This is a genomic window from Pseudomonas sp. B7(2017) (assembly GCF_002112745.1).
In the GTDB taxonomy this organism is placed as follows: Bacteria; Pseudomonadota; Gammaproteobacteria; order Pseudomonadales; family Pseudomonadaceae; genus Aquipseudomonas; species Aquipseudomonas ekonensis.
Genome location: NZ_NEIP01000007.1, coordinates 13,171 through 32,110 on the forward strand (window position 1 = coordinate 13,171; position 18,940 = coordinate 32,110).

18 protein-coding genes are annotated in these 18,940 nt (G+C 63.3%); 5 read left to right on the forward strand and 13 right to left on the reverse strand.

Annotation, left to right across the window (positions count from 1 at the left end; genetic code table 11):
* Nucleotides 1-343: 343 nt before the first annotated feature.
* Complete coding sequence (locus tag CAG29_RS15010; protein ID WP_085586912.1) at nt 344-1,669, forward strand: sigma-54 dependent transcriptional regulator; 1,326 nt, start codon at nt 344-346, stop codon at nt 1,667-1,669.
* An 83-nt stretch (nt 1,670-1,752) separates the two neighbouring features.
* Here CAG29_RS15010 and CAG29_RS15015 read toward each other — a convergent pair whose 3' ends face one another.
* The 9 genes from CAG29_RS15015 to CAG29_RS15055 form a co-directional block, all read right to left on the reverse strand.
* Nucleotides 1,753-3,057: a transporter gene (locus CAG29_RS15015; protein ID WP_085586913.1), complete on the reverse strand. Its 1,305-nt coding sequence runs from the start codon at nt 3,055-3,057 to the stop codon at nt 1,753-1,755.
* A gap of 45 nt (nt 3,058-3,102) precedes the next feature.
* Entirely contained in the window at nt 3,103-3,849 is a 747-nt protein-coding gene (locus CAG29_RS15020) for a hypothetical protein (RefSeq protein WP_085586914.1), read from the reverse strand.
* Nucleotides 3,850-3,892: 43 nt separating this feature from the next.
* A complete protein-coding gene (locus tag CAG29_RS15025; RefSeq protein ID WP_085586915.1) occupies nt 3,893-4,573 on the reverse strand; it encodes a C39 family peptidase in 681 nt (226 codons plus the stop codon).
* 64 nt (nt 4,574-4,637) lie between these two features.
* Entirely contained in the window at nt 4,638-5,642 is a 1,005-nt protein-coding gene (locus tag CAG29_RS15030; protein ID WP_085586916.1) for a heme utilization protein, read from the reverse strand.
* Between the two features lie 68 nt (nt 5,643-5,710).
* Nucleotides 5,711-6,283, reverse strand: a complete 573-nt coding sequence (locus CAG29_RS15035; RefSeq protein ID WP_085586917.1) for an adhesin — start codon at nt 6,281-6,283, stop codon at nt 5,711-5,713.
* Between the two features lies 1 nt (nt 6,284).
* The gene (locus tag CAG29_RS15040; protein WP_085586918.1) at nt 6,285-6,734 is read right to left on the reverse strand and encodes a hypothetical protein; all 450 of its coding nucleotides are present in this window, start codon (nt 6,732-6,734) and stop codon (nt 6,285-6,287) included.
* A 358-nt stretch (nt 6,735-7,092) separates the two neighbouring features.
* Nucleotides 7,093-7,617: an AAA family ATPase gene (locus CAG29_RS15045; RefSeq protein ID WP_085586919.1), complete on the reverse strand. Its 525-nt coding sequence runs from the start codon at nt 7,615-7,617 to the stop codon at nt 7,093-7,095.
* Nucleotides 7,614-8,180 carry a nicotinamide riboside transporter PnuC gene (pnuC, locus tag CAG29_RS15050; protein ID WP_085633804.1) on the reverse strand — a complete coding sequence of 189 codons (567 nt, stop codon included), beginning with the start codon at nt 8,178-8,180 and terminating at the stop codon, nt 7,614-7,616. Before pnuC ends, CAG29_RS15045 begins: the two co-directional genes overlap by 4 nt.
* 333 nt (nt 8,181-8,513) lie before the next feature.
* A complete protein-coding gene (locus CAG29_RS15055) occupies nt 8,514-10,148 on the reverse strand; it encodes a methyl-accepting chemotaxis protein (RefSeq protein ID WP_085641199.1) in 1,635 nt (544 codons plus the stop codon).
* 301 nt (nt 10,149-10,449) lie between these two features.
* Here CAG29_RS15055 and CAG29_RS15060 point away from each other — a divergent pair, with 301 nt between their 5' ends.
* Both CAG29_RS15060 and CAG29_RS15065 read left to right on the forward strand, forming a co-directional pair.
* Complete coding sequence (locus CAG29_RS15060; protein ID WP_085586922.1) at nt 10,450-11,280, forward strand: undecaprenyl-diphosphate phosphatase; 831 nt, start codon at nt 10,450-10,452, stop codon at nt 11,278-11,280.
* Complete coding sequence (locus CAG29_RS15065; RefSeq protein ID WP_085586923.1) at nt 11,277-11,687, forward strand: DUF1294 domain-containing protein; 411 nt, start codon at nt 11,277-11,279, stop codon at nt 11,685-11,687. The genes CAG29_RS15060 and CAG29_RS15065 overlap by 4 nt, the downstream gene beginning before the upstream one ends.
* Nucleotides 11,688-11,866: 179 nt before the next feature.
* Here CAG29_RS15065 and CAG29_RS15070 read toward each other — a convergent pair whose 3' ends face one another.
* Together CAG29_RS15070 and CAG29_RS15075 are read right to left on the reverse strand one after the other, a co-directional pair.
* Nucleotides 11,867-12,226 carry an MmcQ/YjbR family DNA-binding protein gene (locus CAG29_RS15070; protein ID WP_085586924.1) on the reverse strand — a complete coding sequence of 120 codons (360 nt, stop codon included), beginning with the start codon at nt 12,224-12,226 and terminating at the stop codon, nt 11,867-11,869.
* Complete coding sequence (locus CAG29_RS15075) at nt 12,223-13,131, reverse strand: LysR substrate-binding domain-containing protein (RefSeq protein WP_085586925.1); 909 nt, start codon at nt 13,129-13,131, stop codon at nt 12,223-12,225. The genes CAG29_RS15070 and CAG29_RS15075 overlap by 4 nt, the downstream gene beginning before the upstream one ends.
* A 127-nt stretch (nt 13,132-13,258) precedes the next feature.
* On the opposite strand from CAG29_RS15075, the gene CAG29_RS15080 reads away from it, so the two are divergent.
* Both CAG29_RS15080 and CAG29_RS15085 read left to right on the forward strand, forming a co-directional pair.
* Nucleotides 13,259-13,870 (forward strand): FMN-dependent NADH-azoreductase, encoded by a 612-nt coding sequence (locus tag CAG29_RS15080; RefSeq protein ID WP_085633810.1) that lies wholly within the window; start codon nt 13,259-13,261, stop codon nt 13,868-13,870.
* 236 nt (nt 13,871-14,106) lie between these two features.
* The gene (locus tag CAG29_RS15085) at nt 14,107-15,144 is read left to right on the forward strand and encodes a dienelactone hydrolase (protein WP_085586927.1); all 1,038 of its coding nucleotides are present in this window, start codon (nt 14,107-14,109) and stop codon (nt 15,142-15,144) included.
* Nucleotides 15,145-15,286: 142 nt separating this feature from the next.
* Here CAG29_RS15085 and CAG29_RS15090 read toward each other — a convergent pair whose 3' ends face one another.
* Complete coding sequence (locus CAG29_RS15090; protein ID WP_085641203.1) at nt 15,287-16,471, reverse strand: MFS transporter; 1,185 nt, start codon at nt 16,469-16,471, stop codon at nt 15,287-15,289.
* Between the two features lie 610 nt (nt 16,472-17,081).
* Complete coding sequence (locus tag CAG29_RS15095; RefSeq protein WP_085586929.1) at nt 17,082-18,668, reverse strand: ABC-F family ATPase; 1,587 nt, start codon at nt 18,666-18,668, stop codon at nt 17,082-17,084.
* Nucleotides 18,669-18,940 lie beyond the last annotated feature (272 nt).

Consider the following 18,940-nt stretch of genomic DNA (forward strand, 5'->3'; position numbering starts at 1 on the left):
GGGTCTTCTCTCTGTAGTGCCCAATCAAGTGATGTGCCGTCGGTTGGGCTTACCGTTCGGCTGGTTACTTGTACTGATGCACGCAACCGGGGGACGGGTCACACAGGATTCGAAGAAATTTCAACTTTCTTCCGATCCGGCAATTGTCCGGGCGCTTTTGAAAGCCTGGTGAAAGAATCATGTCGATAGCTAACTAATAAACCGGTTACTTATAACTGCTTCACTTGTACGCCTATAAGCAATTGATACAAGGTGCCGTCAAATTCTTGCTAATGTTACAGCCAGGTCTGCCAAATGACTGTTTTTGCGATCATTTCCCATAATTTGGCGCCAAGGAACAGTCATGAGCGAAGCGCCTGCCCTACGACGACTATTGGTGGTCGACCCCTGTGACGATTGTCACCGCCTGCTGCCCGGTTTGCGTGCCGTGGGCTGGGATGTCGACAGCTGTTCGCTGGAAAACGCCGCCGACCGCACCTGCGATGTCGGCCTGTTGCGTTTGCAGCCTTTTCATTTGGAGCGCCCGGAGGCGGTCAAGGAGCTGATCAGCCGCAGCGGCACCGAGTGGATCGCCGTCCTCAACCAGGAAGTGCTGCGTCTGCAGAATGTCGGGGACTTCGTCTGCGAATGGTTCTTCGATTTCCATACCTTGCCGTTCGACGTCTCGCGGGTGCAGGTGACCCTGGGCCGGGCGTTCGGCATGGCGCGCCTGCGCGGCCAGGGCACGATCCACGTCGATCAGCCGGAGCACGAACTGCTCGGCGACAGCAAGCCGATCCGTGAACTTCGCAAGCTGCTGAGCAAACTGGCGCCCACCGAGTCGCCGGTGCTGATCCGCGGCGAAAGCGGCACCGGCAAGGAATTGGTCGCCCGCACGCTGCACCGCCAGTCCCAACGTCACAGCAAGCCGTTCGTGGCCATCAACTGCGGGGCGATTCCCGAGCATCTGATCCAGTCCGAACTGTTCGGCCACGAGAAAGGCGCGTTCACCGGCGCCCATCAGCGCAAGGTCGGGCGCATCGAGGCGGCCAACGGCGGCACGCTGTTTTTGGACGAGATCGGCGACCTGCCGCTGGAGCTCCAGGCCAACCTGCTGCGGTTTCTCCAGGAAAAACACATCGAACGGGTCGGCGGCAGCCAGCCGATTCCGGTGGATGTGCGCGTTCTGGCGGCCACCCACGTCGACCTTGAGGCGGCCATCGAGAAGAAACGTTTTCGCGAAGACCTGTACTACCGGCTGAACGTATTGCAGGTGGTGACCGCGCCGCTGCGCGAGCGCCACGGCGACCTGTCGATGCTGGCCAACCACTTTTCCCATTTCTACAGCCACGAGACCGGCCGGCGCCCGCGCAGCTTCAGCGAAGACGCCCTGATCGCCATGGGCAAGCACGACTGGCCCGGCAATGTCCGCGAACTGGCCAACCGAGTGCGCCGCGGCCTGGTGCTGGCCGAAGGGCGGCAGATCGAGGCCCGCGACCTGGGGCTGATCAGCCAGCAGTCGGTCACGACCCCCATGGGCACCCTCGAAGACTACAAGACCCGGGCCGAACGCCAGGCGCTGTGCGACGTGCTGAACCGCCACAGCGACAACCTCAGCGTGGCCGCCAAGGTGCTGGGCGTCTCGAGGCCGACCTTCTACCGTTTGCTGCACAAGCACCAGATCCGCTAGGGCGCGGTGTTTCCCCGGGGGAGGGGAAACTGAAAAGGCCCGCTGCGACAGGGATCGCAGCGGGCCTTTTGCATGGGCGCCCGTCAGAAGTAGTACGGGAATTTCAGGCTGAAGGAGAAGTCCGGGGCATCGTCGGTCATGCCGATGGACAGGTTGGGCACGATGGTCAGGTTGTCGGTGGCCGCGATGGTCATGCCGACGTTGAAGTAACCGGCGTTGGCGTCGCTGGACACCACCGATTCCCAATCCCCGCCGTCCTGCTTGAGCTTGCTCTTGCGTTGCACAAGGTCCGAGACGGAGAACGACATACTCATCTTCTCGTTCAGCGCGAACGCGATGCCGGCGCCGATCTGGAAGCTGTCGCCGATGCGCACCTTGCCCGGCGTCTTCTGGTTGACCGTGGAGCTGATGTCGTCGAAGGACTCCTCCAGGTTGTGGGTATAGGACAGGCTGCCGAACAGCACGGCCGGGTCGAAGGTCTTGACCAGCGAGATGCCGGGCGTGATCGACCAGACGCCGTTGCCGGTGGGCAGGGTGTCCGGCACGAACAGGTTGCTGTTGGCGTCGGTCTGGCGCAGCTTGATGCCGAACGGATCCTTGCCGGTAGGGGCCTTGACCCGCAACGTGACCACCGCATCCGGCGTGTTGACCGACTCGTCCATGAACTTGTAGGCGATGCCGAAGTTGACGTCGCCGATGGTCGGGTCGCGGCTCACGTCCTGTTCGGTGGTGACGTTGGCGGCGCCGTTGTTGCCGCCGCCGGACTGGTAGGTCGAGTCGCGGTACACGACCGGCACGTTCAGGTCGAACTGCCAGCGGTTGTCGAAGTTGTAGCGGCCGGTGAGGTCAAGGGTCCAGGTGTCGGCCTTGATCCGGTCCAGGTTGATGTTGCCCAGGAAGATCGAGTCCAGCGCGAGGAAACCGTTGAGGATCAGCTGGCGCGTGTCGTAGCGCGAATAGGTGATGCCGGTCTCGAAGCTGAACTTGCCGCCGCCGAAGAAGCCGCTGGCCTCGTCGTACAGGTTGGACACGCTCTGCGCCGGTTGCGAGTCGTCGGCCAGCGATTGGCCATAGGATGCGCCGCTTCCCCCCGCTGCGCCCCCCGACGCGGCTGCGGCCCCGGTGCCGGCGACCTGCTTGTTGCCTTTCATGTCGGCCGGCGACTTGGCCAGGCGCTTGGGCGGTGGTGAAGCGGGTTGGTCCTCGACCTGGCGGACCCGCTGCTCGAGCACCGCCAGGGCCTTTTGTTGCACTTCGTATCGTTGCTTAAGCTCCAGAAGTTCCTGTTTCAGGGCCTCTACGTCCGCGTCCGGCGCCGCATGCAATGCTGCGGCGGGAAGTAGAGTACTCAAACATACAGCCGCACGCAGTGAAACTGATCGATACATGAATAAGCCGTCCCTTCAAGCCCAATGGTCGAGACTCAGCGTAGTTCAATATCCGATGTTGCGTAGTGCCCTGAGTTGAGTGAGATTGCAGTCCAGCGCGCCGGCGCTCATGCCGTTGTTGCTGAGGACTACGTTGAGTTGCGTCAGGTTATTGACGACGTTGGCGTTGCCGAGCAGGCGGCTGTTCTGCAAAAGCCCGCCCTGGGCGACCTGTTGCAGGGCCGTCCCTTGGTTGCCGGCGGCCTGAATGGCCATCTGCACGCCTCCGCCGGTGGCGGAGACCGCCACGCTGCCGGCGGCGTTGCTGCCGGAAATGGTCTGTCCGGCCATCAGGGCTTGCCCCTGGGCAGGCACCAGTGCCGGTGCCTGGTTGGCCTCTTTGACGTTGATCGCCACGTTGTTGTAGGCGGTGTTGCTGTCGCCGGCGGCGCGTACGCTTTGCGTCACGCCCTGGCTGCTGTTCAGTCCTGCGCCACCAATGACGTTGCCGGTCCCCGTCTGCAGGGGGCTGCCGTTACCGGTTTCCTTGATGGTCGAGACATAGAATTCGGGTTTTACCGTTGCCGCTTGGAGTTGCATCGAGGCCGACGCCCCGATCATGTCGCCGCTGGCGTTGCGCCAGGTGCTGCTCATGACCACACCGAAGCTGATGATCCGGCCCGGCATGACGTAGCGACCGCGAAGCTCGGCGAGCTCTTGGTCCTTGATTTCAATGGGTTTGAATCCTGCATTGGCAAAGCTTGATGCGCTCGCTGCCAGGCAGGCGGCGGCCAGCCAATATGAGGTTTTCATCCGCTGCTCCCGGGACATCCAGCCCCATTCTTGTAATCGGCGATTAGAAGAAGTCGCTCTGTATGAACCCGAAGTCCATCAGTTCAGCATCTTTGACGGGGTTGAAAGTATCCAGCTTGTTCTTGGCCGTCAGCGGTTCCGGAGGACTGCGCAATGCATTGGTCTTGTCGTATCCGGGGCCGACGATGGCAAAGACGATGCCGTTCCAACCTTTGACAAAGTCATTGTGGGCGTAGCGTTTGTGTCCTAAAACCGGGTCTCCGATGTAGACCCAATCCTTGTCCGCCCGCTGCAGCACCACAAAATGCTTGTAGCCGCGAATCTCCATCAGTACCACGACCGGAATGCTCACCGACTCGAGTTTGTCGGCCGGTATCCGGTAGCCCCTGGCGCGCATGCCGATGCTTTCCACGTAGCGCTTCATGTCCAGCATGGAGAAACCTTGAGTACGGACAAGGTCCTGGTCTGCGTTGACCAGCATGCCTTTGATGATGTGCTCCTCATCGACGTCGAGCCAATAGGCCTGGCGCAACACCGTCGCCAGTGCGGCGGCGCCGCAGCTGAAGTCGGTTTTCTGTTCGACGATGTCGGCAAACTTGCGCTCACGCAGGCTTTGCACGTCCTTATAGACCAGTACGCCACCGGGCAGGGCGGCCACCGGTATCTGAGCGGCCTGGGTCAGGCCGGACAGGCAAAGCAGGGCGATGAGGGCAGTTGTACGCATGGTCGGGTACGCCTTGTGGGACCGACGAAAAGCCCCGTTTCCGGGGCTTTCGTTTTGATCGCGGTTACATGCAGGCTTTGCAGCCTGCGGCGATGGACAGCGAGTTGCTTTGTTGGTTGCCCACACCTGCCGATACGTTGGCTCCACCGTTGCCGGAGAAGTTGTTCATCGAACCGGTCATGTTGGCGGTGTTGGTCACAGGGTTTTTCCAGCCGTCTTTGGTCAGCACTTGTTGGGTGGTGACGCCAGCCAGACCGAAGACACCAACGGCTTCGAATTTGGCTTTTTGATCGTCGTCACGACCGCCGCCACGGTTGTCGTTGCCATAGCCGCCGTGGCCGCCATGGTGATCGTCGCCTTCGATGGTTGCGGTGCCTTTGGCGGCGAAGACGCCAGCGGCAGAGAAGGTTCCGGTAAGGGTGTCTTTTTTGTAGGTCTGCACGCCTTTGTTGTCGACGACCAGGCCAGTGGAGGACTGGTTGGCGGCAGCGGCGGCGTTGGCTACACGGCCACCCGAAACAGCGATCGCCAGGTTGTTTTTCTGTTGGTTGAAGTTGCCGGAAGTCACGTTGACGCCGATGTTCCCGGAGCCGTTGTTGCCAGCGTTGTTCAGAGTAGCGCTGTTGGTGGTCGACGAGTTTTTCACATAGTTGTTGTTGTTGACTTGAGTGGCGCTCGAGGCAGCAACAGCGGTACCGAAGATGAAGCTTTCGTCGGCGGTGGCCAGGGCAGCGGCGTTGTCTTGTTGGTTGCCGTCGCCGGCGGCCACGTTGGCGCCCATGTTGCCGTTGGAGTTGTTCAGCGAGTTGTCAGCCTTGGCATCGTTTTTGGTGCCTTGGTTTTTCACCACGTTGCCGTCGCTGTTCTGTTCGTCCAGCACAGCGGCGCCGGCGCCGGCGGTGATCTGAAGGATTTGCTCAAGGGTCGGGCCTTTTGGATCGTGGCCATGACCGTTGCCGTGGCCGTTACCATGACCGTGATTGTCATCACGGCCGCCTGCCTGTGCTGCGATTGCCATCACTGCTGCAAGTGCGAAAACCAGTGGTTTGAGGGCCATTGTAGGTTTCATGGTGTTTCTCCGTCGTGCTTATTAGTTGGTTAAGTGTTGGTACTTTCTAATTGCACTGCCTGTTTGGGTCAGTCAGCGACCCGGATGCTCAGGGTGTTAGCCATACGGTTCCCCACCCCGGCACTCTGGTTCACCTGGATCACTCCTCGGCTGCCGGTGAAGGCCTGATCACTCGTCGTGACCTGGCGACTGCCGGGTGAGGTGCCAGTTGCTCCTGAGTTCGGTAAAAGCGCCACGTTCTGTTGCGACAGGGCGCTGTCGTCAACGCTCTGCGGGGCAGCACTGATGCTGACGCGCGTCACGTTGGCCATCTGGTTGTTGGCGCCGGCGCCCTGGTTCACGCCCAGGATCCCGCTGCCGTTGCTGAAGGAGGCGCCGCCGATGGTGGCGCTGGCGTTCGTCGAGCGGTCGGCCGGAGTGTCGATCTTCTGGATCACGCTGGTGGTCGCATGGGCGTTGGTGCCGATGGCGACCGCTTTGGCGTTGGTCTGCTGCATCTGGTCGCCAGCGGCCTGGTTGACGTTGAAGTTGCCGCGGTACTGCATGCCTGAATCTTGAATGTTCGCGTTGTTCACAGAGCTGGGATCGGCCATGGCGCTGGCGCAGCCGATCAGGGCGAGCAGGAGCAGGGAACGATTCATGTCATTGGCCTCCGGCCATGCGGGTCAGCGGCGCCAGGCCGGTGCTCATGGCACGGTTGACCGTGTTGGAGATCGTGCCGCCGGCGCCGCCGCCGTGGCCGGCGCTCATGCCGGGCATGCCGTTGGGGTTGGTCAGGGTGTTGAGGCCCGGCAGGCTGCCGTTGGGGGTCGCCATGTTGCCGCGGATCGACGAGCCGCTGGCGACGCTGGCGAAGTCGCCGTCGTTGAGTTCGGTGTTGTCGATGGTCTGGTTGATCCGCGCCGAAGGGTTGGCGTTGACGGTGGTCGGGTACGGATCTTTGCCGGCGCTGCGGCCGATGGGTGTAGGCTGGACATCGCGGTTGAGGACGATCACGCCGTTGCCGCCGGCCTGAACGTTGAAACTGATGAGTGCACTGGCGGCGGATCCGATCACCAGGAGGCAGGTCAGGCCTTTTTTGATTTTCCCCACGGTGGCTGTTCCTTCTTCAGTGGGCCGAGCCCAGGTCAGCGTTGTGAGGGAGAGAGCGAAAGCTGTGCCGGTTTTTAAAACTCCATGGATTTCAATGGGTTGGTTCCGCGTTGCGCAAGGCTGATACAAAAGCTGTTTCAGCGCTGAAACAGGCACCGGGCCCGCAAGTGGGCCAAAGCCGATGCAAAGCTCTGGAACAAGGGTTTGCGCGGTGCTGTTTCACCGCTGTAACACAAGGCATGACAAAGCGATGAAGCGCGCCAAGACGGGCACTTTGCAGCGGGGGACGTGTTTCAGGAATGGACACTTTTGCCCCAAAGCAGGGGAAAAGGGCGGGGCAGAGGCCCCGGCGAACGGGTCAGCCGGCCAGCAGGGCCTCGACCGCCGCGAAGGCCTCGCGGCGCCGTTCGTCCCAGTCGCCGCGGATGATCCGCAGCGGCTGACCGTGGCGTTCCAGCCAGGCTTGCGTGGCGTTGAAGAACGCCTGCCGTTCGATCAGTTGCGGCTGGCAGCGCTGGCCGTCGTCGGTCCATTCGATCTGTTCCGGGGACAGCAGCAGGTGCAGGTCGTAGCGGCGGGCCAGCAATTGCTCCTCCAGCCACGCCGGGCAGTCGCCGAACAGGGTCTGGCTCCAGAGCATGTTGCTCAGCAGGTGGGTGTCGAGGATCAGCAGAGGCGGCCGCTGTGCCCGCGCCTGGTCTTCGCGGTGCAATTGGCCGCGGGCGATCTCGGGGATGTCGGCCAGGCACGTGTCCCGGGCCTTTTCCTCGATGAAGGTGCGCACGTACTCGTCCACCCGCACGCCGCCGAAGCGTGCCTGGAGGCTGGCCGCCAGCCAGCTTTTGCCGGTGGATTCGGGACCTGTGAGGACGACGGTCTTCATGCGTGGCGCAACGCCGGGTCGGCCCGCCATTCACGCCAGCCCAGCACCGCGATCAGGGTGAACAGGGCGTACAGCGCGGCGGTGAGGTACAGCGCCTTGTAGAGGAAGAGGGCGACGAAGACCACATCCAGCACGATCCACAACGCCCAGCATTGCAGGCGCTTGTGGGCCATCCAGAACTGCGCCACCAGGCTGAAGCCGGTCAGCGCGGCATCGAGCCAGGGTTGTGCGGCGTCGGTCCAATGGGCCATCGCAGCACCCAGCAGCAGGCTGCCGACGGCGCCGAAGCCCAGGCCCTGCACGATCGAGGACGGGGCAAGCCGACTGACCTGGCGCCCGTCGTGCATCGTCCCGGCGCGCGTCCACTGCCACCAGCCGTAGAGCTGCAGGGCGGCGTAGACCACTTGCAGCAACATGTCCGAATACAGCTTCACCTCGAAGAAGATCCAGCTGTACAGCAGCACCATGACCAGCCCGATCGGCCAGCACCACGGATTCTGTTTGACCGTCAGCCAGACGGCGATCACACCGAGGGCGGCGGCAAACAGTTCAAGCCCGGACATGCACAATCCTTGAAGGGAGCGGAAGAGGGGCCGGATTGTACCCAAAAAAGCCCCGGGCGCGAGCCTGCTTGTGGGCACCGGTTTGTTGGCGATGGCGGCGTTCTTCGCGCAAACGGCAGGCCTGCGCAAATCCTGTGGGAGCTGGCTTGCCAGCGATGAGGCCGGGCCAGCCGGCATCTTCATTGCCTGACACACCGCTATCGCTTGCAGGGCAAGGTCCTACAGGGTTCGGTGGTGTTCGCGCAAACGGCAGGTCGCCGCAAATCCTGTGGGAGCCAGCCTGCTGGCGATGGCGTCAGCCAAGGCACCGCCGGGCAGTGCCTTGGCCGATGGTCAGACCCGGAACTGGCGTAGCAGCCCGTTCAGCTGTTCGCTCAGCTGGCCCAGGCGCACGCTGGCGGCGCTGGACTGTTCGGCCGCCAGCGCCGTGCTGTGGGACAGCCCGGCCGCCTGGGTGACGTTCTGGTTGATGTCCTCGACCACGTGGGCCTGTTGCAGCGTGGCGCTGGCGATCGAGGCGTTCAGGCCGTTGAGGTTGCGCAGCGCCTGGCCGATGGCGTTCAGGCTCGCACCAGCAAGTCCGGCCTGTTCGATGGTCAACTGCGAGGCCGTGCTGCTCTCGCCGATGACTTTGACCGCCGCCTCGGAATGGTTCTGCAGGCGTTCGATCATGGCCTGGATCTCCGCCGTGGACTTCTGCGTGCGTTGCGCCAGCAGGCGCACCTCATCGGCCACCACGGCAAACCCGCGGCCCTGTTCGCCGGCCCGGGCCGCTTCGATGGCGGCGTTGAGCGCCAGCAGGTTGGTCTGCTCGGCGATCGAGCGGATCACTTCCAGCACGCTGCCGATCTGCGTGCTTTCGGCAGCCAGGGTGCGGATCACCTCGACGGCCTGGTCGATGGTGCCGGACAGCCTGTCGATCTGCTGCAGGCTGCCGTCGATATTGATCTGGCCCTGCTGGGCCTGAGCCTCGGCGTCGCGCACTTCGCTGGCGGCGTGTTCGGCGTTCTTGGCCACGTCCTGCACGCCATAGGTGACTTCGTTGACGGCCGTGGCCACCAGTTCCATCTGCTGCGACTGCTGCTGGCTGCGCTCCTGGGCCTGGGCGGCATCGTTGCCCAGTTCGCTGGACGATTGCCCCAAGGCGCTGGCGGAGGCCTGCAAGTCACCGATCACCCGGCGCAGCTTGGCGGTGAAGGCATTGAAGTGATGGGCCAATTGGGTGACTTCGTCCTGGCCGTGGGTGTCGAGGCTGCGAGTCAGGTCGCTTTCGCCGCTGGCGATGTTGGCCATGGCGCTGACGCTTTCCTGCAACGGCCGCACGATGCTGCGGGCGATCAGAATCACCAGCACGGCCATGATCAATGCGATCACCAGGCCGACCGCCGAAGCCTTCAGCACCTGGCCCTGGAATTCGGCCTGCACGTCGTCGATGTACACGCCGGAGCCGATCACCCAGCCCCACGGCTCGAACAGCTTGACGTAGGAGGTCTTGGCTACGGGCTCGCTGGCGCCGGGTTTCGGCCAGCGGTAGTCGACCATGCCGGCGCCCTTGGACTTGGCGATGGCGACCATCTCGTTGAACACCGCAAAGCCGTCCGGGTCGCGGATCGCCGAAAGGTTCTGGCCTTCAAGCTTGGGGTTGGTGGGGTGCATGACCATCACAGGGGTGAGGTCGTTGATCCAGAAGTAGTCGTTCTGGTCGTAGCGCAGGCCGCGGATGGCGGTCAGCGCCTGCTTCTGCGCGGCGTCGCGGGTCAGGGTTCCGGCCGCTTCCAGGCCCTGGTAGTAGGTCAGCAGGCCAGCCGCGGTCTGCACCACGTGCTGGGTCTTCTGCGCCTTGGCGTGGTACAGGCCGTCGTGCACCTGCTTGAGCATCAACACGCCCAGGGTCAGCAGCATGACCACCGCCACAATCAAGATGAGCCACAAGCGTCGGCTGATCGACACACTGCGCAAGCTGTTCATAACGCTGTCACTCCGGTTTCTTGTTCTTGTCATAAAACGCCGCCAGCATCCAACCACGTTTCGGGACGGGCGCCTACGCGACCCAAGTCGTATAACGCACAGCGTTATTTCGGCTTGTCTGTTAGGATTTCGGCCCCGCACGGAAAAACCTGAATGGCGATTGATTCTTCACGGAATTTTGACCCTTTGATGTGGATCCTGTGCGTGTGCGCACCGCACCGCAGCGGCTACGCTTCTCGCAGTGAACGATTGAAAAAATATTATCGGGGCATGCCGCCGGGCATCGCTCTTTGGGGGATCGATGGATCTTTGGACCGCCTTGCAGGCATTGATTCTAGGAGTTGTAGAAGGGCTGACGGAGTTTTTGCCCATTTCCAGTACCGGACACCAGATCATTGTCGCCGACTTGCTCGACTTCGGCGGCGAACGGGCCATGGCGTTCAACATCATCATCCAGCTCGGCGCCATCCTGGCGGTGGTCTGGGAATTTCGTCGCAAGATCTTCGACGTGGTCGTCGGGCTGCCGACCCAGCCGGGGGCGCGGCGCTTCACCGCCAACCTGCTGATCGCCTTCCTGCCCGCCGTGGTGCTGGGGGTGGTCTTCGCCGACCTGATCCACCATTACCTGTTCAACCCCATCACCGTGGCCACTGCGCTGGTGCTGGGCGGCTTCGTCATGCTGTGGGCCGAGCGCCGGCAGCATGAAGTGCACGCCGAAACGGTCGATGACATCACCTGGACGGACGCGCTGAAGATCGGCTTCGCCCAGTGCCTGGCGATGATCCCCGGCACCTCGCGTTCCGGCTCGACCATCATCGGCGGCCTGCTGTTCGGCCTGTCGCGCAAGACCGCCACCGAGTTCTCGTTCTTCCTGGCCATGCCGACCATGGTCGGTGCGGCGGTGTATTCGGGCTACAAGTACCGCGACCTGTTCGTGCCGGCGGACTTTCCGGTGTTCGCCATCGGCTTCGTCACCGCGTTCATCTTCGCCATGATCGCCGTGCGCGGGCTGCTCAAGTTCATCGGCAGCCACAGCTACGCGGCGTTCGCCTGGTACCGGATCGTGTTCGGCCTGGTGATCCTGGCGACCTGGCAGTTCGGCTGGGTGGACTGGTCGGCGGCCAAGCCATGAGCGATCCCCGCGCCCGCCGCGGGGGCGGTGTCCAGCACCTGAAGGTCAAACTGGCGGTGTTCCTGGCCGTGTGCGCGCTGCCGCTGTACGGCTCGCTGTCGATGTGGCTGCACGGGATCTCGTTGATCCCGCTGGCGGCCTACGGCGTCGTCAGCGCGGTGGCGTTCTTCCTGTACTGGGGCGACAAGCGCAAGGCCCGCAACGAGGCCTGGCGCACGCCGGAGAACATCCTGCACGCGGTGGAGCTGGCCGGCGGCTGGCCGGGCGCGCTGATCGCGCAGCAGGTGTTCCGCCACAAGACGCGCAAGGCGTCGTTCCAGATCGTGTTCTGGATGATCGTGGGGCTGCACCAGATGTTCTGGATCGACCGGCTGTTCTACGGGGCGGCGCTGTCAGCGGTGTTTTGAGCGGTGGTTGGCCTTTGGCTCGGCGGTCGGCCTGGTCCGGCGAGGCTGGATGGGTCGCCGCTATCGCCAGCAGGCTGGCTCCCACAAGGGATGGCTGTTGAACGCAGAGTCTGCGGTCACTGCAGAACCCTGTGGGAGCCAGCCTGCTGGCGATGGGCTCGCCCCAAAGCGCCAACCGATCAAAGCAACAACCCGACCTGCGTACGCTTGGGCAGCTTGCCCACCACCAACTGGTGCGAGCGCTGCAGCAACCCTTGCAGTTCCTCGGCGCCCAGCGGGTAGGGCGGGTGCATGATGATCCACTGCGCCCGCGCCAGGTACGGCGCCGGGCCGATGCCCGGGCGGTCGCAGTGGCCGAGGAACAGATCCTTGTCGACCTTGAAAGCGAGCGACTCACCGCGCAGCCCCTGCAAGGCGAACATCTTGTTGCCGGCCACCGAAAACACCCGCACGCCACCCCATTTGTAATCCTCCCGCACACCGGGCAACGTCAGGCAGAACGCGGCGACGTCCGTTTCGCTCATCTTTCCTTGTTTCATAACAGGCGCTCTCCGCAGGCATTGAACGATTCGACCAGGTGGTCGATCCACGCGCGCACCGCCGGCATCACCCCGCGCCGGTGCGGATACACCGCTTGCAGCCAGCCGCCGGGCAATGACCAGCCCGGCAGCAACTGCACCAGCGTGCCGTTGTTCAGCTCCGCTTCGCAATACATCATCGGCAGCAGGGTGAAGCCTTGCCCGGCCAGCACGCAAGCCTTGCGCACGATGAAGTCGTCGATGCCGAGGCGGGCCTCCAGCGCCAGGTCGCAGCTCTTGCCGTGTTCGTCGAGCAGGCGCACATGCACCATCCGGTCAGGTTCCAGGGCGCCGAGCACCGGCAGGTTTCTCAGGTCCTGGGGATGCCGGATCTCGACGCCCTCTATAAAGGAAGGGCTCGCCACCACGACCATCTGCGCCTGACGCAAACGGCGGGTGACCAGCATCGGGTCTTCGTCGCCGTGCTCGCGCACGCGCAGGGCGACGTCGACGCCTTCGGTGATCAGGTCGACCCGGCGGTTGAGCAGGATCACTTCCAGCTGCACTTGGGGGAACTTGCCCAGGAAATCGCTGATGACCATCGGCAGCATTTCATGGGCCAGCCCCGTCGGGCAGGACACCCGCAGCCGGCCCCGGGGCTCGCTGGACATGCTGGCGACGGCTTCGTCCGCCATTTCCGCCTCCAGCAGCATGGCCTGGCAGTGGCGCAGGTAGCGTTCGCCGACGGCGGTGAGCTTCAGTTGGCGGGTGGTGCGCTGCAGCAGCCGGGCGCCGAGGCGCTCTTCCAGCTCGGCGATCCGCCGCGACAGGCGCGACTTGGGAATGCCGAGCAGGCGGCCGGCGGCGGCGAATCCGCCGGCCTCGACCACCTTGGCGAAATAGTAGAGATCGTTGAGGTCTTGCATGGTGAAATCCGACTGTTCTATCAGTGGGACAAACTATCGCATTGTTACCGTCTAATCAGCTATTGGTTTCGTCTGTAGGATTGTCTCCATTCCGTCGCCATCGGCGATTCTTTCCAGGAGATTCCACATGAAACTGCTGCACATCGATTCGAGCATTCTGGGCGACAACTCTGCATCCCGTCAGCTGAGCAAGGAAGTCGTGCAAGCCTGGCAAGCCGCCGAGCCAAGCGCCGTGGTGACCTACCGCGACTTGGCCGCCGACGCCATCAGCCACTTCTCGTCGACCACCCTGGTGGCCGCCGGCACCACCGCCGAACTGCGTGACGCCGCCCAGCAGCACGAAGCCGAACTCAGCGCCACCACCCTGGCCGAATTCAAAGCCGCGGACGCCATCGTGATCGCTGCGCCGATGTACAACTTCACCATTCCGACCCAGCTCAAGGCGTGGATCGACCGCGTCGCCGTGGCCGGCCAGACCTTCCGCTACACCGAAGCCGGTCCCGAAGGCCTGTGCGGCGGCAAGAAAGTGGTGATCGTGTCCACCGCCGGCGGTCTGCACGCCGGCCAGGCCAGCGGCATCGCCCACGAAGAGTACCTGAAGCTGGTGCTGGGCTTCCTCGGCATCACCGACATCGAAATCGTCCGTGCCGAAGGCCTGGCCTACGGTGAGGAAGTGCGCAACAACGCCATGAACGCCGCTCACACGCAGATCAGCGAGCAACTGTTCGCCGCCGCGTAAGGCTTGCGTAAAGAACAGCGTCTGTTCAGGTAAACCTCAAAAAACTCTGTATTCTGGTTCTGCAAGGGCCGAATACGGAGTTTTTTGTTTCTGACTGTTACATAATCTGGCCCGGGTTATGCAGTCAAACGTTCGACGTCTGAGTGCAGCGACGCGCAGGAACGCCAAAACCACGGTGTTTCGCGCATCGGACCGCAACGGATCTTTCGATTGAGTAACACAGGGTGGGGCATCCCATGATGCGTCTTTGTGCAACGTTACTGATTTGCCTGCTCGGCAGCCTGAACTCAGTGCACGCGGCGCCTGGGCAGCATCCTCGCTGGAGCGTCGGCTTCCACGAGATGACCTTCCTCGACCCCCTGGACCTGCAGCCGATGCGCGCCATCGCGTTCTACCCGTCCAGCGACCGAGAGCACACCAGCAAGCTTGAGGGCTACACGGTCGAGGCCGGCGAAGACGTCAAGGTCGCCATCGGCCGCTTCCCGATGCTGATGCTGTCCCACGGCAACACCGGCACGCCGCTGGCGCTGCATGACCTCGCCACGTCGCTGGCGCGCAAGGGGTTCGTGGTGGTGGCGGTGATCCACCCCGGCGACAACTCCAAGGACCACAGCCGCCTCGGTACCTTGAGCAACCTGTACGGCCGGCCGATCCAGATTTCCGAAGCCATCTCCGCCACCCTCGGCGACCGCATGCTCGCGCCGTTCGTCAACGCCGAGCAGGTCGGGGTGATCGGCTATTCGGCCGGCGGCGAGACGGCGCTGATCCTTTCGGGCGCCACGCCGGACCTGGATCGCCTGCGCCGCTATTGCCAGGAGCGCCCGGACGACCGCGACGCCTGCAACACCCAGGGCGAGCTGATCGTCGACCGCGACGACCTCCAGCCGGTGGCCGATCCACGGGTGCATGCCTTGCTGCTGATGGCGCCGCTGAGCCTCAAGTTCGGCCGCCAGACGCTGGCCGACGTGCATGTGCCGGTGCTGATGTACAGCGGCGACGGCGACAAACTGGTGGCCTTCGACAAGAACGCCGCCGCCCTGGCGCGCAAGCTGCCGACCGCGCCGGACTTCAAGCTGCTGGCCGGGGCCGGGCATTTCGTGTTCATGGCGCCGTGCAACGAAGAGCAGATCGTCGCCATGCCCGCCCTGTGCACCGACGCCGACGGTGTGGACCGCGAAGACATCCACCGCAACCTGATCTCCGAGGCCGGGCGGTTCTTCTCCCGGGTGCTGGGCCGGCCCAGCCGGGCGGGGATGCAGACCGCAGACCAATGAACCCCCGATATCCACTGTGGGAGACCGCAGACCAATGAAACCCCGATGTCCCCTGTGGGAGCCAGCCTGCTGGCGATAGCCATCTGTCATTCAGCGCCTGGTTGACCGTTTCGCCAGCAGGCTGGCTCCCACAAGGGCAAGATCAGGCCGCACGTCGTTTGAGCATCAGCGTCAACCCCAGTCCGCCCACCGACAGCACCGCCGCGCAGAAGAAAATCCACGAATACCCCAGGTTCAGCGCCACCGCGCCCATCAACGGCCCGGCGATCGCCAGCGCCAGGTCGAAAAACACCGCATACGCGCCCAGGCCCGCGCCGCGGCTGGAGCCTGGCACTTGTTTGATGGCCTCGACGCCGAGCGCCGGGTACACCAGCGACAGGCCGAGCCCGGTCAGCCCTGCACCGATCAGCGCCGTGAGCGTGGAAGGCGCCAGCCACAGCAGCACCAGGCCCAGGGTCTCGATGATCATGCAGGCAATGGCCGAGGTAAAACCGCCGAAACGGTTGATGGCCGAGATGAACACCAGACGCGACAGAATGAAGCAGACGCCGAACACCGTCAGGCAGTAGGCCGCGCCCGTCCAGCCACGGTTGAGGTAATACAGCGTGATGAACGTGGTCAGCGTGCCGTAGCCGATGGACGCCAGGCACAGGCTGGCGCCGTAGGGGGCGATCCGGCCGAACACGGCCCGGAACGGCAGGCGTTCGCCGCGCACCACCGGCACCGACGGCTTGTTGCGGATCAGCAGCAGCGCCCCCGCCGCCAGCGCCGACAGGGCGATGCCGAGGCTGGCGAAGCCGTAATCGGCCACCATCACCACCCCCAGCGGCGCGCCGATGGCGATGGCGCCGTAGGAGGCGATGCCGTTCCAGGAGATCGAACGGGCCGTGTGCTCGGCGCCGACCTGGCCCATGCACCAACTGATGGTGCCCACGCCGATCAGCCCTTGGGCGATGCCGAGCAGCAGGCGGGCGGTGATCAGGATCACCAGGCTCAGCAGCGGAACGCTCTGCAGCAACGTGGAGACCAAGGTCAGCGCGCCGCTCAGGACAATCCCCGACAAGCCGTACACGATCGCCCGCTTGGTGCCGACGCTGTCCGACATGCGCCCGGCCATCGGCCGGCTGAGCAGGGTGGCCAGGTACTGCGAGCCGATGGTCAGCCCCGCGATCACCGCGCTGAAGCCGAGCTGCTCGTGGACGTAGCCCGGCAACACCGCAATCGGCAGGCCGATGCAGAGGAAGGCGATGAAGGTGTAGAAGACGATGGAAACGATCTGCAGGGTGATCGACAGGGAGCTTTGCGACGGCGGTTGCTGCGCAGACATGGGGACTCGTTCGCGGGCGGCGGTGGGAGATACGGCATCATGGCTTTTGTGCGGGGTAAAAGGAAGCAGGCTAACGATATGACTGGCCGAAAGAGGTCGACAGTGCGGGCCTCATCGCTGGCAAGCCAGCTCCCACAGGTTTTTGGGGTGTACCGGGATCTTGCGGACGACCGGGATCCACTGTAGGAGCCAGCCTGCTGGCGATGGCGGCAGTCCAAGTTCCATAGATGTTGGCAGTGCGGGCCTCATCGCTTGCAGGCAAGCTCCTACAGGTATTTGGGTTTACCGGGAACTTGTGGGCGACCGGAATCCCTGTGGGAGCTGGCTTGCTGGCGATGGCGGCAGTCCAGTTGCCCTCGATGTCGGCAGTGCCGGCCTCATCGCTTGCAGGCAAGCTCCTACAGGTATTTGGGTTTACCGGGAACTTGTGGGCGACCGGAATCCCTGTGGGAGCTGGCTTGCCAGCGATGGCGACAGTCCGGGCACCGCAGGGCATGATCCAGACAACTGCCCCCCTGAGGAAAATCCCAAGGCCGCAGAATGCAAAAAGCCCTGTCACCAGGACAGGGCTTATCACATGCAGCTTGCGGCTTAAGGCTGACAGCAGCCCTTAGAACACCACACCCTGGCTACGCAGGTAATCATCGTAGGTGCCGCTGAAGTCGGTCACGCCGTTCGGGCTCAGTTCGATGATGCGGGTGGCCAGGGACGACACGAACTCACGGTCGTGGCTGACGAAGATCAGCGTGCCGGGGTAGTTCTCCAGCGCCAGGTTGAGCGCCTCGATCGATTCCATGTCCAGGTGGTTGGTCGGTTCGTCCATCACCAGCACGTTCGGCTTCTGCAGGGTCAGCTTGCCGAACAGCATGCGGCCTTGCTCACCACCGGAAATGACCTTCACCGACTTGAGGATCTCGTCGTTGGAGAACAGCATCCGGCCCAGGGTGCCGCGGATCATCTGCTCGCCCTGGGTCCACTGGCCCATCCAGTCGAACAGGGTGACGTCGTCTTCGAAGTCGTGGGCATGGTCCTGGGCGTAGTAGCCCAGCTCCGCGCTTTCGGTCCACTTCACCGAACCTGCGTCCGGGGTCAGCTCGCCCATCAGGGTGCGCAGCAGGGTGGTCTTGCCGATGCCGTTCGGACCGATGATCGCCACGCGCTCGCCGGCTTCGACGGTGAAGCTGAAGTTCTTGAACAGGACCTTGTCGTCGAAGCCTTTGGACATGCGCTCGATGGTCACGGCCTGACGGTGCAGCTTCTTGTTCTGGTCGAAACGGATGAACGGGCTCACGCGGCTCGACGGCTTGACCTCGGCCAGTTGGATCTTGTCGATCTGCTTGGCGCGGGAGGTGGCCTGCTTGGCTTTCGAGGCGTTGGCCGAGAAGCGGCTGACGAACGTCTGCAGTTCGGCGATCTGGGCTTTCTTCTTGGCGTTGTCGGCCAGCAGCTGCTCGCGGGACTGGGTCGCCGCGGTCATGTACTCGTCGTAGTTGCCCGGGAACAGGCGCAGTTCGCCGTAGTCCAGGTCGGCCATGTGGGTGCAGACGCTGTTCAGGAAGTGCCGGTCGTGGGAAATGATGATCATGGTGCTGTTACGCGCCGTGAGAATGTTTTCCAGCCAGCGGATGGTGTTGATGTCCAGGTGGTTGGTCGGCTCGTCGAGCAGCAGCACTTCCGGATCGGAGAACAGCGCCTGGGCCAGCAGCACCCGCAGCTTCCAGCCCGGGGCGACTTCGGTCATCGGGCCGAAATGCTGCTCCAGCGGAATGCCCAGGCCCAGCAGCAGCTCGCCGGCGCGGGATTCGGCGGTGTAGCCGTCCATCTCGGCGAACTCGGTCTCCAGCTCGGCCACGGCCATGCCGTCTTCTTCGGTCATTTCCGGCAGCGAGTAGATGCGGTCGCGCTCGGCCTTGACCTTCCACAGCTCTTCGTGGCCCATGATCACGGTGTCGATCACGGTGAATTCTTCGTAGGCGAACTGATCCTGGCGCAGTTTGCCCAGGCGCACGTTCGGTTCGAGCATCACCTGGCCGGCGGACGGTTCGAGGTCGCTGCCGAGGATCTTCATGAAGGTCGACTTGCCGCAACCGTTGGCGCCGATCAGGCCATAGCGGTTGCCGTTGTTGAACTTGACCGAAACGTTTTCGAACAGCGGCTTGGCGCCGAACTGCATCGTGATGTTAGCTGTAGAAATCAAAGGTTTTTCCTGCGAGGCAATCTGAAAAGCGAGGAGGCGGCGGGTGCGCTGGGCCCGAGTCGAAGCACGCCGAAGCGGGGTGCGTCCCGTCATCAGCCCAGGGGCCTGTAAAGTTTGGCGGCGATTGTACTGGTCTGGCCGTGCGAGCGATAGGGCGATCACGCCTTGTTCGCGCGATCGGCGCCTTAGCGGGACAGTTTTTCACAGATGAAGGTTCACTATTGGTTACAAACTGTGGCTAAAATGCCATCCATTCACCCAATGCCCGGTGC

Coding starts and splice junctions, on each gene's coding strand:
- CAG29_RS15025 (WP_085586915.1), bottom strand. CDS start 4,573: ATGCGTACAACTGCCCTCATCGCCCTGCTTTGCCTGTCCGGCCTGACC.
- CAG29_RS15020 (WP_085586914.1), bottom strand. CDS start 3,849: ATGAAAACCTCATATTGGCTGGCCGCCGCCTGCCTGGCAGCGAGCGCA.
- CAG29_RS15015 (WP_085586913.1), bottom strand. CDS start 3,057: ATGTATCGATCAGTTTCACTGCGTGCGGCTGTATGTTTGAGTACTCTA.
- pnuC (WP_085633804.1), bottom strand. CDS start 8,180: ATGTCCGGGCTTGAACTGTTTGCCGCCGCCCTCGGTGTGATCGCCGTC.
- CAG29_RS15030 (WP_085586916.1), bottom strand. CDS start 5,642: ATGAAACCTACAATGGCCCTCAAACCACTGGTTTTCGCACTTGCAGCA.
- CAG29_RS15045 (WP_085586919.1), bottom strand. CDS start 7,617: ATGAAGACCGTCGTCCTCACAGGTCCCGAATCCACCGGCAAAAGCTGG.
- CAG29_RS15035 (WP_085586917.1), bottom strand. CDS start 6,283: ATGAATCGTTCCCTGCTCCTGCTCGCCCTGATCGGCTGCGCCAGCGCC.
- CAG29_RS15070 (WP_085586924.1), bottom strand. CDS start 12,226: ATGAAACAAGGAAAGATGAGCGAAACGGACGTCGCCGCGTTCTGCCTG.
- CAG29_RS15080 (WP_085633810.1), top strand. CDS start 13,259: ATGAAACTGCTGCACATCGATTCGAGCATTCTGGGCGACAACTCTGCA.
- CAG29_RS15085 (WP_085586927.1), top strand. CDS start 14,107: ATGATGCGTCTTTGTGCAACGTTACTGATTTGCCTGCTCGGCAGCCTG.
- CAG29_RS15075 (WP_085586925.1), bottom strand. CDS start 13,131: ATGCAAGACCTCAACGATCTCTACTATTTCGCCAAGGTGGTCGAGGCC.
- CAG29_RS15090 (WP_085641203.1), bottom strand. CDS start 16,471: ATGTCTGCGCAGCAACCGCCGTCGCAAAGCTCCCTGTCGATCACCCTG.
- CAG29_RS15060 (WP_085586922.1), top strand. CDS start 10,450: ATGGATCTTTGGACCGCCTTGCAGGCATTGATTCTAGGAGTTGTAGAA.
- CAG29_RS15065 (WP_085586923.1), top strand. CDS start 11,277: ATGAGCGATCCCCGCGCCCGCCGCGGGGGCGGTGTCCAGCACCTGAAG.
- CAG29_RS15055 (WP_085641199.1), bottom strand. CDS start 10,148: ATGAACAGCTTGCGCAGTGTGTCGATCAGCCGACGCTTGTGGCTCATC.
- CAG29_RS15010 (WP_085586912.1), top strand. CDS start 344: ATGAGCGAAGCGCCTGCCCTACGACGACTATTGGTGGTCGACCCCTGT.